A 15124-nucleotide genomic window follows, 5' to 3' on the forward strand; every position below is an offset into this window, starting at 1 on the left:
ACATGCCTGACCAGCGCACACTCCTCAGCGAATGCGGGCATCCGCAGCAAAGTGTGCTGATGCCCGAGGTAGTGCATGCAGCCTATTATCGCGATTCGTACAGGGCTGAGCTTGGTCGTACCGCGCTGACAGTCAGCGATGCATTTCATGCGATTTTCATGCACAGGCCAACATGGATGAAGTTGATCATGTTGAGCCGTAATTACCTGATGTCCCTATTCGGTATTGCCGTACCAGATAGGGCAGAAATCATGCATCCACGCTTGAGATCAGAGTATAAAGTGGGTGAAAAAATAGGCGCATGGCCTATCTTTTATTTGAGTTCAGAAGAACTGGTTGCCGGGCGCGACAATAGCCACCTGGATTTCCGGCTTTCGATTGTGCGGGTAGAGGAAGAGCAGGCCATCTCTATCGTAGTATCCACGGTCTGCATCACTCACAACTGGTTTGGGCGAGTCTATATACAATTGATACGCCCTTTTCATCGCTGGGGCTTAAAACTGCTGATACGCCAGGCTATGTTGGCGGGGCGTTTGTGAATGATCACTCCGCCAGCAGCTTTTCTATATCATCCAGCAAGTCTTTAGGCGCAGTTTGTGGCGCATAGCGCTTGAAGACTGTGCCATCTTTCTTGACCAGGAACTTGGTGAAATTCCATTTGATGGACTGGCTGCCCAATAAGCCAGGGGCCTGGCTTTTCAGGTGCTGGAACAAAGGATGAGCATTGTCACCATTGACGTCTATCTTGTCGAACAAGGGAAAAGTCACGCCATAATTCTTTTCGCAGAAAGAACCAATTTCACCGGCAGAACCAGGTTCCTGATGACCAAACTGGTTGCACGGGAAGCCCAATACTTCGACACCCTTGTCCTTGAACTGCTGGTAAAGTGCTTCCAGTCCCTTGTACTGTGGCGTGAAACCGCAATTACTAGCGGTATTCACGATTAGCAATACCTTGCCTGCATATTGCTTCAGATCGACGGGCGTGCCTTGCAGGCTGTTGGCTTGAAAGTCCAGCGTACTCATACGATACCCAGATGTTTAGTACCTGCGCTCAAGTCACGGTCTTTGGCGTCTTTGCCCTTCAACATGATGGCCAGGCGCAGTTCATTGACAGAGTCGGCATTACGCAGCGCATCTTCATACGTGATCTCGTCTGCTTCATGCAAATCAAACAAAGACTGATCGAAGGTTTGCATGCCCAGTTCACGGGATTTCTTCATGATCTCTTTGATTTCATGTACCGCACCCTTAAAGATCAGGTCAGACACCAGCGGCGTATTGAGCATGATTTCTACTGCTGCAGCACGGCCCTTGCGCCCTTTCAGTGGTACCAGGCGCTGGGAAATAACGGCCTTCAGGTTCAGCGACAAATCCATCAGCAACTGGGCGCGGCGTTCTTCAGGGAAGAAGTTGATGATACGGTCCAGTGCCTGGTTGGAGCTGTTGGCATGCAGGGTGGCCAGGCAAAGATGGCCGGTTTCTGCAAAGGCAACAGCAAAATCCATGGTTTCGCGGTCACGGATCTCACCGATCTGGATAACGTCTGGCGCCTGGCGCAGGGAGTTCTTCAGCGCTGCACCCCAGTCTTCAGTATCAATGCCGATTTCACGCTGGGTGATGATGCAATTCATGTGCGGGTGCACGTATTCTATCGGGTCTTCGATCGTGATGATGTGACCGTAGCTATTCGCATTTCTATAGCCCAGCATCGCCGCCAGCGAGGTGGATTTACCTGAGCCGGTAGCACCCACCATGATGACCAGGCCGCGCTTGGTCATGGCGATTTCTTTGAGGTTCTCTGGCAAGCCCAGGTCTTCCAGTTTTGGAATGGCGGTGGTAATCGTCCGCAAGACCAGGCCAACACGGCCTTGCTGCATGAAGGCCGAGACGCGGAAACGTCCCAGGCCTGCCGGGCTGATCGCAAAATTACATTCCTTGGTCGATTCAAATTCTGAAGACTGTTTGTCGTTCATGATAGAACGGGCCAGATCGACAGTATGGGCAGGTGAAAGCGGTTGATTCGATACGGGTGTTACTCGCCCGTCTATCTTGAAGGCCGGCGGGAAGTCGGCAGTAATAAACAAGTCCGAACCGTTTTTGCTGAGCATGAGTCTCAGCAAATCATTCATGAATTTGGTGGCCTGATCGCGTTCCATGTTTTTATCCTTTGATCAATTAGCCTGGGAAGTTGTCTGGTGATTTGGCCGCACCACGTGCAGTTGCCACCGAGATGACATTGCGGCGCACCAGATCGGTCAGATTTTGATCCAGCGTCTGCATGCCCAGGTTACTACCGGTTTGTATCGACGAATACATCTGCGCAATCTTGGCTTCGCGGATAAGATTGCGTATCGCCGGGGTACCAAGCATGATTTCATGTGCCGCTACCCGGCCAGAACCATCCTTGGTTTTCAACAGGGTTTGTGAGATAACCGCCTGCAGTGATTCCGACAACATCGAACGCACCATCTCTTTTTCTTCCGCCGGGAAAACGTCGACAATACGGTCAATGGTCTTGGCAGCAGATGAAGTATGCAGGGTACCAAACACCAAGTGACCGGTTTCCGCGGCTGTCAGTGCCAGGCGTATGGTTTCCAGATCACGCAATTCACCAACCAGGATCGCATCAGGATCTTCACGCAGGGCAGAGCGCAGCGCGTTGTTGAAAGACATGGTATGTGGGCCGACTTCGCGCTGGTTGATCAGGCATTTTTTGGATTCATGCACAAATTCTATCGGGTCTTCGACGGTCAGGATATGGCCATATTCATGTTCATTAAGGTGATTCACCATCGCCGCCAGGGTAGTTGATTTACCAGAACCGGTAGGGCCGGTCACCAACACCAGGCCGCGTGGCTTCAAGGCCAGGTCAGCAAAAATCTTTGGTGTATTCAATTGCTCAAGCGACAAAATCTTGGATGGAATGGTACGCATAACCGCTGCCGCGCCACGTTCCTGATTGAAGGCATTCACACGGAAACGTGCCAGACCGGGGATAGAGAAGGAAAAATCGCACTCCAGCGTGTCTTCATAGGCTTTGCGCTGCGAGTCGTTCATGATGTCATAGATCAACTCATGGACATCTTTATGCTCCAGTGGGGGCAAATTAATGCGCCTGACGTCGCCATGTACCCGTATCATGGGCGGCAAGCCGGAGGATAGATGTAAGTCGGAGGCATTGTTCTTGACGGAGAACGCCAGCAGTTCTGAAATGTCCATTTATAATTCCGGTAATGATCGTTGCTGATTGTGGGTAAGCTGCTTTAAGGCAAGATTACAGCAATATTAAGCTGTGGACAGGAGTTTTACCAGAAGTCCACAACGAATTAGATAGATTTTTGGTTACTGATTATGTCCTCAATTTCTGACAACTTGCAAGCCGTAAGTGCGGATATCCGTGCTGCTGCCCTTGCCAGCGGGCGCGATCCGCAACAACTACGCCTGTTGGCTGTATCCAAGACCTTTCCCGCCGAAGCCGTCATAGACGCTGCAGATGCTGGCCAACATTGTTTTGGTGAAAATTATCTGCAAGAAGCTTTGGAGAAGATGCAGGAAGTACAGGAAAAAAAGCCGCAACTTCAGCTCGAATGGCATTTTATTGGGCCCATACAAAGCAATAAGACCCGTCCCATTGCCGAACATTTTTCCTGGGTTCATTCAGTCGATCGGGAAAAAATCGCCCAGCGACTGTCTGAACAAAGGCCAGCAGGTATGCCAGCCCTGAATATTTGTCTGCAAGTTAATATTAGCGGCGAAGCAAGTAAAAGTGGTGTTTTACCAGGTGAGGCCTTGGCACTGGCACAAAAAATTGTGCTGCTGCCTGGCTTGCACTTGCGTGGCCTGATGGCCGTGCCAGAAGCCAGTGATGATGAACAGGTGCAAAGGCAGGCATTTCGCCGGTTGAAACAGTTGAGTGACAGCATACAAGCTACAGGCATTGTGCTTGATACCCTGTCCATGGGCATGAGCGCAGACATGCACGCGGCAATCGCGGAGGGAAGTACCATGCTCAGGATAGGAACAGCTATTTTTGGAAACAGGAACTATGCAAAATAAGATAAAAATCGCCTTCATAGGTGGCGGCAACATGGCAAATGCCCTGATAGGCGGCTTGCTTAAAAATTTAACTACGGCTGAACATATCCATGTCATAGACCTCAATCAGCCGTCCCTGGATAAATTGAGCAGCGACTTTGGCGTCAGTACGGCACTGGCTGCAGATGCCAGGCTGGCACAAATGGATGCGATCATCCTGGCAGTCAAACCACAGCAATTGCGTGAGGTTGTGCAAGGTCTGGTACCGTATCTGGATCAGCAATTACTGATCTCTATCGCTGCCGGTATCCGCGCCACAGACATGGCACGCTGGCTGGGGGGCTATGAAAAAATTGTCCGTACCATGCCGAATACCCCGGCTCTGATAGGGCAGGGCATGACAGGGTTGTTTGCACTGGCAGGTGTCAGCACAGAGCAAAAACAAATGGCCGAGCACATCATGCAGGCCGTTGGTGCAACAACATGGCTGGACGATGAAAGCTTGCTGGACGCTGTCACTGCAGTGTCCGGCAGTGGCCCGGCCTATGTGTTCTATTTCATCGAAGCCATGCAGCAAGCGGCTATAGAACTGGGCCTGGGTCCTGAGCAGGGTTTGCAACTGGCGATGACTACCTTTACTGGCGCAGCGCAACTTGCTTTGCAAGTGACAGAACCAGTCAGTGTTTTACGTGAACGCGTCACATCCAAGGGGGGCACTACTTATGCCGCTTTGACCAGTATGGAAAATGCCGGAGTCAAGCAGGCTATCGTGAGTGCCATCAAGGCAGCGGCAGCAAGGGGAAAAGAATTGGGTGACGAGTTTGGTGAAGACAAGACGTAAATTCAAGCTGTACGGGCTGCATACGCAGCCTTTATTGCTCCAGGTTTAAGTTTGAAGGCTTAAGACTTGTTTGAATTGACGGAATTGACCGTTGTATGAGTCGATTTGGATACATCTGTGCGTATGCCTCGCAACACATTGGCAAGGCTACGCCAGGTTTGCCATCCCAATAGCGCAGATTTGGCAAAAGAAAATATCCGCCTGGGTTTGAATATCAGTACAGCAGCAATTGCAATACCACCGAGTAATGGCCTATGGCGAGCAAATTGTCCGGCCCTGCCCAGCAGACTGGCAGCTCCGCCTGCCATGCCCAAGGATTTTTTGAGTTCCTGATAATGTATCGTCATCAGGCCGCGTTCTGCCTGTATCTTCAATAATAATGCCTGACGCCGCAAGGCCAGTCTTTCCTGACGATTTCCCATGCTTTAACCCTGTTCCTTCTGGCTGTTATCGCTATGGTCAAAGACGGAAGCGTCTTTTTTCAATTCGGCCAGGCTATGGGATAAGAAACGGGGTTTGTTGCGGAATTGCGCGCGCAGCCTTAAACCGATACCCAGAGACAGCAAACCAAATATGGCAATTAAAGCCAGCAATACCGTATAGCGGTAAGCTGTGTCCCAAAACACTGCTACCACAGTCAGTATTACCAGCAGGATGGCAATGCCAGCAAAAAACAGCGCCGTCAACGACCATATCAGGCCGGAAGAAAAGTGTGCAAACTCTTCTTCCAGCTCAACTGCAGCCAGCTCCAGGCGCGTGCGGACTATGCTGCTCAGTGTTGCAGCAAGTTGTCCCAGCGAATCGCTGATAGCCATTGATTTTTGCTGCGCTTATCTGCTGCGGCCAATGAGCAAGCCAACCAGCAGACCTACACCGGCCGCAATACCGGCAGACTGCCATGGGTTTTCCTTGACATATACGTCCGTCGCCTTGGCAGCTTCTTTTGTGCGTGTGACGACGATATCTTCAATGCGCTCAACTTCTGCCTTGGCATTTCTCAAGGTTTTTTCAAATTTGGCCTTGGCAGACTTGAAGCCTTCGCTGCCTTGTTGCTCGGTATTTTTCAAGAGTTCTTCTGCATCGCGGATAACCAGATGCAAGTCATTCATCAATTGTTCTTTATGTTCATCTACTGTGCTCATGATTCATCCCTTCAGGTTGGTGAAATAATTTACAGCTTATGCGGAATATGTATGGCTACTTTGCGATATAACAAGACCACGCTTAAATCTGGTTTGAGGCAGTGAATTAAGAAATTGGCAATCTATCAGCTTACTTTACTGCATAGTCAATGGCAATGCCAGCAAAGATTGCTGCACCCAGCCAATTGTTATTGATGAAAGCAGCAAAGCAGGCCATGCGTTCACGCTCACGTATGAGGGTGTAGTGATAGAGCGAGAATCCGACGGCGACCCCCATGCCAGCCAGGAACCAGGTACGCAGGCCCAATTGCCAGCCTACCAGTGATATCAGCATGAAGCTGAGGGCATAACACAACATGACGGCAAACACGTCATAGCTGCCAAAGGTGATGGCCGATGTCTTGATACCTATCTTCAAGTCATCATCCCTGTCCACCATCGCATATTCCGTGTCATAGGCAACTGCCCAGAATACATTTGCCAGCAACAGGACCCAGGCTGCCACGGGCACGGTATTTTGCACTGCCGCAAAAGCCATGGGTATGCCAAAACCAAAGGCGATACCCAGATAAGCCTGGGGGATGGCAAAGAAACGCTTGAAATAAGGATAGCTGCCTGCAACCACAACAGCGGCGACCGAGAGCATCTTGGTCAGGCTGTTCAGAGGCAGGATCAGGCAAAAAGAAATCAGGGCGAGTACTACGGCGACACCCACAGCCTCTTTGCCAGATATCTTGCCACTGGTGAGTGGCCGGTCTGCCGTACGTTTGACATGGCGGTCAAAGTCACGGTCTGCATAATCATTGATCGCGCAACCGGCAGAGCGCATCAGCGCCGTGCCCAGGCTGAAAATCAATACCAGATGCCAGTCCGGCTGGCCATTCGAGGCTATCCACAGCGCCGCCAGCGTAGGCCAGAGTAATAAGAGTATGCCTATGGGCTTGTGCAGCCTGACCAGTTTGATGTACCAGCCCAGGCGAGTCAGCAAGAAATTCATGATTCAGCTTTGTTGTTGCGCATGGCAGAATTATAAGTGTTATCTATACACAGAGTGGTGCGGAGTGATATCTTAACGAATTGCTACATTAGATACCATTCAGCAAGAATCTGAATGCATCATGGCATTTGCCGGCCATGATTTTATAGCGGGCCAATATAATTATTATTACAAGTTTTCTGGGACTATCTATGAAACTGCAAACCAAACTGGCTTGGGCCAGTGCCGCTGTATTGATGAGCCTGGCTGGCTCTGCTCATGCAGTGACGGAAATAAGCTGGTGGCATTCAATGACCGGCGCCTTGGGTGACCGCGTCACCGCGCTGGCTGAGCAATTTAATAAAAGCCAGAATGAATACAAGGTCACGGCCGTCTATAAAGGCAGTTATGACGAAGCCCTGGCGGCTGGCATTGCCGCTTTCCGCGCTGGTAATGCGCCGCATATCTTGCAGGTGTTTGAAGTCGGTACTGCGACCATGATGTATGCCAAGGGCGCAGTCAAGCCGGTATCTGAAGTCATGAAAGTCGCTGGTGAGAAATTTGATGCCTCTGGCTATGTACCGGCAGTGGCGGGTTACTACACCTCCCCCAAGGGTGAAATGCTGTCCTTCCCCTTCAATAGTTCAACCACCGTGTTTTACTATAACAAGGACATGTTCGCCAAAGCGGGCATGGATCCCAACAAGGCCCCATCAACCTGGCAAGAAGTGGTCGCCGCCGCCGCCCGCCTGAAAGCCAGCGGCGAAAAATGCGCCTACACCACAGGCTGGCAAACCTGGGTGCATCTGGAAAGTTTTTCAGCCTGGCATAACGTGGAATTCGCTTCCAAAGGCAATGGCTTTGGCGGTCTGGATGCACGTCTGACATTCAATAGTCCCCTGCATGTACGCCATATAGAAAACCTGGAGAACTGGGCCAAGCAAGGCTATTTCACCTACGCTGGTCGCAAGAATGAGCCGGAAGCAAAATTCTATTCCGGTGAATGCGGCATGCTGACTTCGTCCAGTTCTGCCTACGGCAATGTGGCCAAGAATGCCAAATTCAAATTTGCCGTTGCACCACTACCATATTATTCAGACGTCAAAGGCGCACCGCAAAACACCATCATCGGTGGCGCTTCACTGTGGAGCATGAATGGCAAGAAGACAGAAGAATACAAGGGCGTCGCCAAGTTTTACAAGTTCCTCTCCCAGCCAGAAGTGCAAGCCAAATGGCATCAGGAAACCGGCTATCTGCCCATCACCAATGCCGCCTATGAGATGACCAAGAAGTCTGGCTTCTATGAAAAAACACCAGGCCCTGGCATCGCTGTCCAGCAGATGATCGTCAAGACCACAGACAAATCCCGTGGTATACGCCTGGGCAGTTTTGTGCAGATACGCACCATCATGGATGAAGAACTGGAAGCTGTCTGGAGTGGCAAAAAATCAGCCAAGGCTGCGCTGGATAATGCTGTTTTGCGAGGCAATGAATTGCTGGATCGTTTCGAAAAAGCGAATAAGTAAAGCCTTAAAACCTCTCAACACAGAGGCACGGAGACACAGAGGTGCACAGAGAAGGTTTCTCTTGATTTTCTCTGTGATGCAGCAGGGGTTTCATGTGGCCATGCCACATGCCTGCGTAACGAGCAGCACTTGCAAGAGCTGCTTCCCTCCTCAGTGTCTCTGTGGTGAGCTTTCCAGTTTTAAAATATTCATTAGAGGTTTTTTTGGAAAAGCGTGCTCGGTTTCGTTCGGCCTGGTTGCCTTATCTGCTGCTCTTGCCGCAGTTATTGGTGACGGTGCTGTTTTTTTTCTGGCCTGCGGTGCAGGCCCTGTATCAATCCGTCTTGTTGCAGGATGCCTTTGGCATGTCCACGCAGTTTGTCTGGTTTGATAATTTCAAGTCTCTGTTTGCCGATGAGACGTATTTGGCTGCATTCAAGACCACGGCCATGTTTTCCAGCCTGGTAGCAGTGTTGGGCCTGAGCCTGTCTTTGTTGCTGGCGGTTTTTGCCGACAGGGTGGTCAGGGGCAGTTCCATTTACAAAACCATGCTGATCTGGCCGTATGCGGTGTCGCCTGTCGTAGTAGGCGTGCTGTGGATGTTCTTGCTCAACCCCACGCTGGGTATCGTTGCGCATGGCCTGCGTCATTTTGGCATTGAGTGGAATAATCTTTTGAATGGTCGTCACGCCATGATATTGATCGTCCTGGCGGCGATCTGGAAGCAGATCAGCTATAACTTTTTATTCTTCCTCGCGGGTTTGCAATCCATACCAAAATCGCTGATAGAAGCTGCGGCGATCGATGGTGCCGGGCCGTGGAAGCGTTTCTTTACCATCGTCTTCCCCTTGCTTACACCAACCACTTTCTTCTTGCTGGTCGTGAATATCGTCTACGCTTTTTTTGATACTTTTGCGATTGTTGAAGCTACCACCCAGGGCGGCCCTGGCAAGGATACCGAGATCCTGGTGTTCAAGGTTTTCAATGATGGCTTCAAAGGCGGTGATCTTGGCAGTGCCGCTGCGCAGTCCGTCATATTGATGAGCATCGTCATCGTCCTGACCGTGCTGCAGTTCAAATACATAGAAAAGAAAGTGCAGTATTAAGCATGATAGAACGCCGGCCTTTTCTGGGCATGTTCAGCCACTTTATCCTGATACTTGGTGTCAGCCTGGTAGCTTTCCCCATCTATGTTGCCTTTGTCGCCGCAACCCAGACGGCTGAACAATCTGCCCTGGCACCGATGTCTTTGATACCGGGCGACCAGCTGTGGGTTAATCTGCAAGCGGTGCTGGGCACGGGCACGTCAGGTAATGTCGCCAGCAGCCCGGTGGGGCGCATGATGTGGGTCAGTTTGGTGTCTGCACTGATGATCGCCATCGGCAAGATTTCAATTTCCATGTTGTCTGCTTTTGCGCTGGTCTATTTCCGCTTTCCTGGTCGCACACTGTTTTTCTGGATGATTTTTGTCACTCTGATGCTGCCTGTCGAAGTGCGTATCAGCCCGACGTATAAAGTGGTGTCTGACCTGTCCATGCTCAACAGCTATGCCGGGTTGACTGTGCCGCTGATCGCCTCGGCGACAGCGACCTTCTTGTTCAGGCAATTTTTTTTAACTGTTCCCGATGAACTGGCGGAAGCAGCGCGTATTGATGGTGCCGGACCCTTGCGCTTCTTCAAGGACATTCTGTGGCCGCTGTCGCGTACCAATGTGATTGCGCTGTTCGTCATCATGTTCATCTATGGCTGGAACCAGTATCTCTGGCCCTTGCTGGTGTCGACAGAACAGAATATGTACCCGATAGGTGTGGGCATCAAACGCATGATTGCTGGCGGTGATGCTGCAGTCGAATGGAACATGGTGATGGCGACCCTGCTGCTGGCAATGTTGCCACCCGGGCTGGTGGTGGTAATCATGCAAAAATGGTTTGTTAAGGGTTTGGTAGATTCCGAAAAATAGCATGGCACAATTACATTTTAAAAACGTCACCAAGACTTACGGCAAGGGCGATAAGGCCGTTGCTGTCATCCATGGCATTTCCATGGATATCAATCATGGCGAATTCATCGTCATGGTTGGACCTTCTGGCTGCGGTAAATCGACGCTATTGCGCATGGTCGCAGGGCTGGAAGAAATCACTTCCGGCGATATCGTCATTGGTGACAGGGTTGTCAATAACCTGGAACCCAAGGACAGGGACATCGCCATGGTGTTCCAGAACTACGCCCTTTACCCGCATATGAGCGTGTACCAGAACATGGCTTATGGTTTGAAGATACGCGGTTTTTCCAAAGCCGATATTGAGACCCGGGTACAAAAAGCCGCGCAGATACTGGAACTGGGCGCACTGCTGGACAGGACCCCGCGTCAGCTCTCTGGCGGTCAGCGCCAGCGGGTTGCCATGGGGCGCGCCATCGTCCGGGAACCGGCGGTGTTTTTATTCGATGAACCGCTGTCGAATCTGGATGCCAAATTGCGGGTGCAAATGCGTCTGGAAATCCAGCGTCTGCACAAGGCACTGGGTACCACCAGCCTGTATGTCACGCATGATCAGGTCGAAGCCATGACACTGGGCCAGCGCATGATTGTCATGAATGGTGGTGTGGCAGAACAGATAGGTACACCAGCAGAAGTGTATGCAACACCAGCCACTACCTTTGTCGCCAGTTTTATTGGTTCGCCACCGATGAATCTCTTGCGTGGCAAAATCACAGAAAATGGCAGACAGATGCAGATAGGTCAGGCGCTGGTGTCATTGCCGCTGGTGCAAAGCGAAGCAGAGCGCGTCGCCAACCGTGAACTGATACTGGGTGTGCGTCCAGAACATTTGTTCATAGGCATGCCAGGTTTGCCACTGGATGTACAACTGGTAGAGTCGCTGGGGGCAGATTTGCTGGTGCATGGTCTATGTGGTGGTGAACCCATGGTCATACGCACGCCTGCAGGTACGGCAGTAGAAGCAGGTCAGCGCACGACAGCAGGTTTTGCTGCGGATGTAGTGCATTGGTTTGATCCTGTTTCTACCAAACGCGTTTAACAGAGTTTCCGCAGAATTTTTACAGAGTTTTTGCAAAGTTGCTCAGACGATCAACGCAGCTTTGCGCTGATGACCCTGTTGGCGTTTTAACAGATCAGAACGCACGCTGGCGCGACTGGGTGGGCCATTGAGTCCGTTGGCTTTGCTGACAGCAGGTGTTTGCCTTTCAGTCTTTTGCCCGCAAATATAGCCCATCCCAAATACCGCAATCGTCAGCAGTGCTGCTATGGCATACCTGCGTATCGTCTCCCGGTTGTTGCTGGGATCACTCATATCACCGGTGTTACTTCGTGTTTGCATTCTGACTCCTCTGGACTGAAGCTTCAATATTTCCATTAGCAGCGAGTTTCAATATCGATACGCCTGCTATTGAACTTCACGCAGCTTTTGCAGGTCGAAGTGTCGCAATAATTAAAAAAACGTACCAGAAAATTGCTGAAAGAATAGTTATTCAGTATTTTTGGTATCGATTTGCGGTACTATTTGCAAAATTTTACACTTAGCCAGGAAGCACTCATGAGTTCACCCGAATTGGTCTTGAAAGTCTTGCGTTCAGAGTTGCGTGCCGCAGGCGTGACATACAAAATGTTGGCCGAACGCATAGGCATGAGTGAATCCAGCATGAAGCGCATGTTCGGGCAAAAGGACATGAGCCTGTCGCGCCTGGCGGAAATTTGCAAGGCTTCAGGCATCGCCATGGAGGATGTATTACGCCAGGCCGCTGATGTTACCCCGCACGCCGATACACTGAGCCTGACGCAGGAGCAGTCGTTGATGGCCGACCCCAAGTTATTGCTGGTGGCGATTTGCTGCCTGGGGCACTGGACGCTGGAGCAAATCATAGAAACCTATCATTTGTCCGAAGCTGAATGCGTCTTGCATATGGTCGCGCTCGACAAACTCGAAGTCATAGAACTGCGCCCCTTGAACCGCTACCGTTTGAAGGTATCACCCGCGTTCCACTGGCGTCCTGACGGGCCGGTGCAGCAGTATTTCCGGGATGTAGTAGTCAGTGATTACTTTGATGGCAGCTTTGCCGGGCAGGGCGAGACTTTGCTCTTCGTGCCAGCCCGGGTGTCATCGCATAGCGCCATGGAAATGGTGCAGAAGATACAGCAACTCGCTGCCGAGCTCGCGCGTCTGCATCAGGATGACCGTCGCCTCAGGCCAGAAGAGCGGGATGGTTTTACCTTGCTGGTAGGTTTCCGTTCCTGGGAGTTTTCAGCCTTTACGGCGCTGCGTCGCCCAGAGACGGCAGCGCCAGTCAAAGGACTGACTCACCAGATAGGCCCGAGGAAAAGGTAAAGCGAAGAGCCATTGCCTCGTGTTGCCCCTGCACCAAAAAACAGCGGGCCAAAACGCGTTTCTACCGAAACAAAGGCACTGGCTGCCTGCTTGAGGGAGCTCAGGCGTAGCGCCTGACCATTGCCATAAGAATTGCCCACTTCCAGCGAAAAACCAGTCCGTATGGCACCACCAACGGCAGTGGGCAATGAGCCTATTTTACGCGCCAGCACGAAGCGGCCAAAAGCCGTGGCGTCGCCCTCCAGTGAATTGTTCGCCGTACCTGACAGACGCAGGAAACCGCCCAGCGGGTTGGGGGCACCGCCGCGTTCCGAACGACCCCATTCGCCATATAAGTGGCCAGCCCAATCCCCGAGCTGGAAGGCGGATAAAGCATCGATCTGGGACTGGGCTTGTGAGCGTTCGCCTGGATTCTGTGCCGGAGTTTGTTCCCACGATGAAGTAACCAGATAGCCCCGGCTGGGGTTGGCCAGCGAATCCAGGGTATCCAGGCGGAAGCGCAAGAAGCGCGTGGTGCTGTAATAGCGCAGGCTGTCCTGATTGGCGACGGCGGGCAATAAAATGTCAACTTTGCCAAAACCACGGCTGACTCCGGCTTCTATAGTGCCCCAGTTATCCAGTTGCCGCCCAAAAAGCAGACTGGCCTGAGTGCCGCGCACGCCTACGCGCAAGGCTCTGCGACCCTCTTGATACAGATCCAGGCTGCTGCCGTTGTATTCAATAGAAGGGGCGACAAACCAGGGGGAACCTGAAGCCAGTGGTTGCCAAAACTGCGTACCCAACTGGCGTTGGCTGCCTATACGGGCAAAGGTGCGTAATTCAGCGCCATAACTATTGAGTGACGATGCAATATGCATGACGCTCAGGCCAAAGCGATTTTCGTCAGCGAAATCGCTGGTCAGCTCAAGGCCAACCCGCAGGCGGTTGCGGCTGGAATTCGACTCTGATGGTTTGATCAGCACATTGCGTTTGCCATCTTCGTCGCTGATGACAGTTTCTATATTGTCGATGTCACCGCGCCCATACAGCTTGCCCGAGGCTTGCCTGATCTGTTCTTGCGACAAGACCTGGCCCTCTTTCAAGCCTGTTTGCGCGATCAGAGCCTGGGGATTGATGTAGCGCGGCCCTTCCACCTCTATCTTTGCCAGCGGTAATTTATCGGCTGTATTTCTTGCCGCCTGACCAGCGTTGGAACGCTGGTATTCAAACACCGCATATTGTTCATCCGGCACGCGCAAGGCGCTCAGTTGAGAGGCCATTTTATTGGTGGCGATTTCGCCAGCCTTGATGGATTGCTGATACAAGCCAAAATCCAGAAAGCTGGTGCCTGACAATTCTGGCGCTATCAATACATCGGTCTTGCGCAAGTCCCTGATCGAGCGCTGCACGTTCTGTTCGGTCAGAATCTGCAGCATCTGCTTGGTCACATCAATGGCACTGTTAAGTTCATGCTCCTTGGCCAGCGGCGTGCCGACATTGACGGCAATGATGATATCCGCACCCATGGCACGTGCCAGTTCTACCGGCAAATTACTGACCAGGCCACCATCGACGACCAGCTTTTGCTTGATACGTACAGGTGCAAAAACGCCCGGCAATGCCAGCGAGGCACGCATGGTCATCAATAAAGGGGTGTCGTTCAATTCCACCATCTCGCCAGTCAGCAAATCAGATGCGACAGACAGGAAAGGCAGGGCCAGCTGATTCACTGGTTGGTCTCGCATGCCTTCAGGCATCAGGCGGGTCAGGGCGTTTTCCAGCGCGGCATTACCGGCTGCTGCGGGTGGCAAAAATACACCAGACTTGGTCACCGCAAACTCTATGCGTGAAGGCAGCATCAAGTCTTCTTCCTTGCGGCGGAAGTCCAGGTCGTAGCGGGCAGGACGGTCAGCCAGTACGCTGTCCCAGTCAGTTTCCTTTACGATTTGTTCCAGCTCATCGGCTGAGCGCCCGGCAGCATAGGCACCACCAACGACAGCACCTATGCTGGTACCGACCACCATATCCACAGGCACACGCATTTTACGCAATGCTCGCAAGACGCCTATATGGGCAAAGCCGCGCGCACCACCGCCTGACAGAACCAGGGCCACTTTCGGGCGGCTGGGCTGGACATTGGCATTGATGATGGCTGGGCTGGGATTTTGTACGTCGCCAGTGGTTTGCGCCTGGCTGTCAAAGGTAAAAAAGCTGGTTGCCGCGCAGGCGCAGGCAAGTATCACCAGTATCCGGGACAATGACATGGACTGAAGCCTTCTGTAGAAATGTGATGAGCGGAG

General features: G+C 51.9%; 17 protein-coding genes. 8 read left to right on the forward strand and 9 right to left on the reverse strand.

Annotated features, from left to right (window positions below):
- Positions 1–2 precede the first annotated feature (2 nt).
- Positions 3–539 (forward strand): DUF2867 domain-containing protein, encoded by a 537-nt coding sequence (locus AC07OI_RS14825; RefSeq protein WP_492703504.1) that lies wholly within the window; start codon positions 3–5, stop codon positions 537–539.
- A 4-nt stretch (positions 540–543) separates the two neighbouring features.
- On the opposite strand, the gene AC07OI_RS14830 is transcribed toward AC07OI_RS14825, so the two are convergent.
- From AC07OI_RS14830 to AC07OI_RS14840, 3 genes are read right to left on the reverse strand one after another with little or no spacing between them, the layout of a single operon-like run.
- Positions 544–1026 (reverse strand): glutathione peroxidase, encoded by a 483-nt coding sequence (locus tag AC07OI_RS14830; RefSeq protein ID WP_495257763.1) that lies wholly within the window; start codon positions 1024–1026, stop codon positions 544–546.
- On the reverse strand, positions 1023–2159 hold the full coding sequence (locus tag AC07OI_RS14835) for a PilT/PilU family type 4a pilus ATPase (RefSeq protein ID WP_492703506.1): 1137 nt from the start codon (positions 2157–2159) through the stop codon (positions 1023–1025). The genes AC07OI_RS14830 and AC07OI_RS14835 overlap by 4 nt, the downstream gene beginning before the upstream one ends.
- Before the next feature lie 19 nt (positions 2160–2178).
- Complete coding sequence (locus AC07OI_RS14840) at positions 2179–3222, reverse strand: type IV pilus twitching motility protein PilT (RefSeq protein ID WP_492703507.1); 1044 nt, start codon at positions 3220–3222, stop codon at positions 2179–2181.
- A 132-nt stretch (positions 3223–3354) separates the two neighbouring features.
- Here AC07OI_RS14840 and AC07OI_RS14845 point away from each other — a divergent pair, with 132 nt between their 5' ends.
- Entirely contained in the window at positions 3355–4059 is a 705-nt protein-coding gene (locus AC07OI_RS14845; RefSeq protein WP_492703508.1) for a YggS family pyridoxal phosphate-dependent enzyme, read from the forward strand.
- Positions 4049–4879, forward strand: a complete 831-nt coding sequence (gene proC, locus AC07OI_RS14850; RefSeq protein ID WP_495257764.1) for a pyrroline-5-carboxylate reductase — start codon at positions 4049–4051, stop codon at positions 4877–4879. Before AC07OI_RS14845 ends, proC begins: the two co-directional genes overlap by 11 nt.
- A 59-nt stretch (positions 4880–4938) precedes the next feature.
- On the opposite strand, the gene AC07OI_RS14855 is transcribed toward proC, so the two are convergent.
- The 4 genes from AC07OI_RS14855 to ubiA form a co-directional block, all read right to left on the reverse strand.
- A complete protein-coding gene (locus AC07OI_RS14855) occupies positions 4939–5301 on the reverse strand; it encodes a YqjK family protein (protein ID WP_495257765.1) in 363 nt (120 codons plus the stop codon).
- A 3-nt stretch (positions 5302–5304) separates the two neighbouring features.
- Positions 5305–5694: a phage holin family protein gene (locus AC07OI_RS14860; RefSeq protein WP_492703511.1), complete on the reverse strand. Its 390-nt coding sequence runs from the start codon at positions 5692–5694 to the stop codon at positions 5305–5307.
- Between the two features lie 15 nt (positions 5695–5709).
- Positions 5710–6021 (reverse strand): ElaB/YgaM/YqjD family protein, encoded by a 312-nt coding sequence (locus AC07OI_RS14865; protein WP_162039958.1) that lies wholly within the window; start codon positions 6019–6021, stop codon positions 5710–5712.
- Positions 6022–6151: 130 nt separating this feature from the next.
- Positions 6152–7018 carry a 4-hydroxybenzoate octaprenyltransferase gene (gene ubiA / locus AC07OI_RS14870; protein WP_492703512.1) on the reverse strand — a complete coding sequence of 289 codons (867 nt, stop codon included), beginning with the start codon at positions 7016–7018 and terminating at the stop codon, positions 6152–6154.
- Between the two features lie 191 nt (positions 7019–7209).
- Between ubiA and ugpB the strand changes: the two genes are divergently transcribed.
- The 4 genes from ugpB (at position 7210) to AC07OI_RS14890 (ending at position 11540) form a co-directional block, all read left to right on the forward strand.
- Positions 7210–8523, forward strand: coding sequence for a sn-glycerol-3-phosphate ABC transporter substrate-binding protein UgpB (gene ugpB, locus AC07OI_RS14875; protein WP_492703513.1), 1314 nt, complete (start codon positions 7210–7212; stop codon positions 8521–8523).
- 203 nt (positions 8524–8726) lie between these two features.
- Entirely contained in the window at positions 8727–9608 is an 882-nt protein-coding gene (ugpA, locus tag AC07OI_RS14880) for a sn-glycerol-3-phosphate ABC transporter permease UgpA (protein WP_495257766.1), read from the forward strand.
- Between the two features lie 2 nt (positions 9609–9610).
- Positions 9611–10462, forward strand: coding sequence for a sn-glycerol-3-phosphate ABC transporter permease UgpE (ugpE, locus tag AC07OI_RS14885; protein ID WP_422949466.1), 852 nt, complete (start codon positions 9611–9613; stop codon positions 10460–10462).
- Between the two features lies 1 nt (position 10463).
- The gene (locus AC07OI_RS14890; protein ID WP_495257767.1) at positions 10464–11540 is read left to right on the forward strand and encodes a sn-glycerol-3-phosphate import ATP-binding protein UgpC; all 1077 of its coding nucleotides are present in this window, start codon (positions 10464–10466) and stop codon (positions 11538–11540) included.
- A 42-nt stretch (positions 11541–11582) separates the two neighbouring features.
- Here AC07OI_RS14890 and AC07OI_RS14895 read toward each other — a convergent pair whose 3' ends face one another.
- The gene (locus AC07OI_RS14895) at positions 11583–11840 is read right to left on the reverse strand and encodes a hypothetical protein (RefSeq protein WP_495257768.1); all 258 of its coding nucleotides are present in this window, start codon (positions 11838–11840) and stop codon (positions 11583–11585) included.
- A gap of 216 nt (positions 11841–12056) precedes the next feature.
- Between AC07OI_RS14895 and AC07OI_RS14900 the strand changes: the two genes are divergently transcribed.
- Positions 12057–12845: a helix-turn-helix domain-containing protein gene (locus AC07OI_RS14900; RefSeq protein ID WP_492703516.1), complete on the forward strand. Its 789-nt coding sequence runs from the start codon at positions 12057–12059 to the stop codon at positions 12843–12845.
- Here the strand turns inward: AC07OI_RS14900 and AC07OI_RS14905 are convergent.
- Positions 12818–15088, reverse strand: coding sequence for a patatin-like phospholipase family protein (locus AC07OI_RS14905; protein WP_492703517.1), 2271 nt, complete (start codon positions 15086–15088; stop codon positions 12818–12820). The two genes, AC07OI_RS14900 and AC07OI_RS14905, sit on opposite strands and share 28 nt — an antisense overlap.
- Positions 15089–15124 lie beyond the last annotated feature (36 nt).

The organism is Undibacterium sp. GW821-FHT07F11 (assembly GCF_059418665.1).

Bases quoted from the DNA above. Each gene is read 5' to 3' on its own strand.
- AC07OI_RS14825 (WP_492703504.1), top strand. From the start codon at position 3: ATGCCTGACCAGCGCACACTCCTCAGCGAATGCGGGCATCCGCAGCAA.
- AC07OI_RS14830 (WP_495257763.1), bottom strand. From the start codon at position 1,026: ATGAGTACGCTGGACTTTCAAGCCAACAGCCTGCAAGGCACGCCCGTC.
- AC07OI_RS14835 (WP_492703506.1), bottom strand. From the start codon at position 2,159: ATGGAACGCGATCAGGCCACCAAATTCATGAATGATTTGCTGAGACTC.
- AC07OI_RS14840 (WP_492703507.1), bottom strand. From the start codon at position 3,222: ATGGACATTTCAGAACTGCTGGCGTTCTCCGTCAAGAACAATGCCTCC.
- AC07OI_RS14845 (WP_492703508.1), top strand. From the start codon at position 3,355: ATGTCCTCAATTTCTGACAACTTGCAAGCCGTAAGTGCGGATATCCGT.
- proC (WP_495257764.1), top strand. From the start codon at position 4,049: ATGCAAAATAAGATAAAAATCGCCTTCATAGGTGGCGGCAACATGGCA.
- AC07OI_RS14855 (WP_495257765.1), bottom strand. From the start codon at position 5,301: ATGGGAAATCGTCAGGAAAGACTGGCCTTGCGGCGTCAGGCATTATTA.
- AC07OI_RS14860 (WP_492703511.1), bottom strand. From the start codon at position 5,694: ATGGCTATCAGCGATTCGCTGGGACAACTTGCTGCAACACTGAGCAGC.
- AC07OI_RS14865 (WP_162039958.1), bottom strand. From the start codon at position 6,021: ATGAGCACAGTAGATGAACATAAAGAACAATTGATGAATGACTTGCAT.
- ubiA (WP_492703512.1), bottom strand. From the start codon at position 7,018: ATGAATTTCTTGCTGACTCGCCTGGGCTGGTACATCAAACTGGTCAGG.
- ugpB (WP_492703513.1), top strand. From the start codon at position 7,210: ATGAAACTGCAAACCAAACTGGCTTGGGCCAGTGCCGCTGTATTGATG.
- ugpE (WP_422949466.1), top strand. From the start codon at position 9,611: ATGATAGAACGCCGGCCTTTTCTGGGCATGTTCAGCCACTTTATCCTG.
- AC07OI_RS14890 (WP_495257767.1), top strand. From the start codon at position 10,464: ATGGCACAATTACATTTTAAAAACGTCACCAAGACTTACGGCAAGGGC.
- AC07OI_RS14895 (WP_495257768.1), bottom strand. From the start codon at position 11,840: ATGCAAACACGAAGTAACACCGGTGATATGAGTGATCCCAGCAACAAC.
- AC07OI_RS14900 (WP_492703516.1), top strand. From the start codon at position 12,057: ATGAGTTCACCCGAATTGGTCTTGAAAGTCTTGCGTTCAGAGTTGCGT.
- AC07OI_RS14905 (WP_492703517.1), bottom strand. From the start codon at position 15,088: ATGTCATTGTCCCGGATACTGGTGATACTTGCCTGCGCCTGCGCGGCA.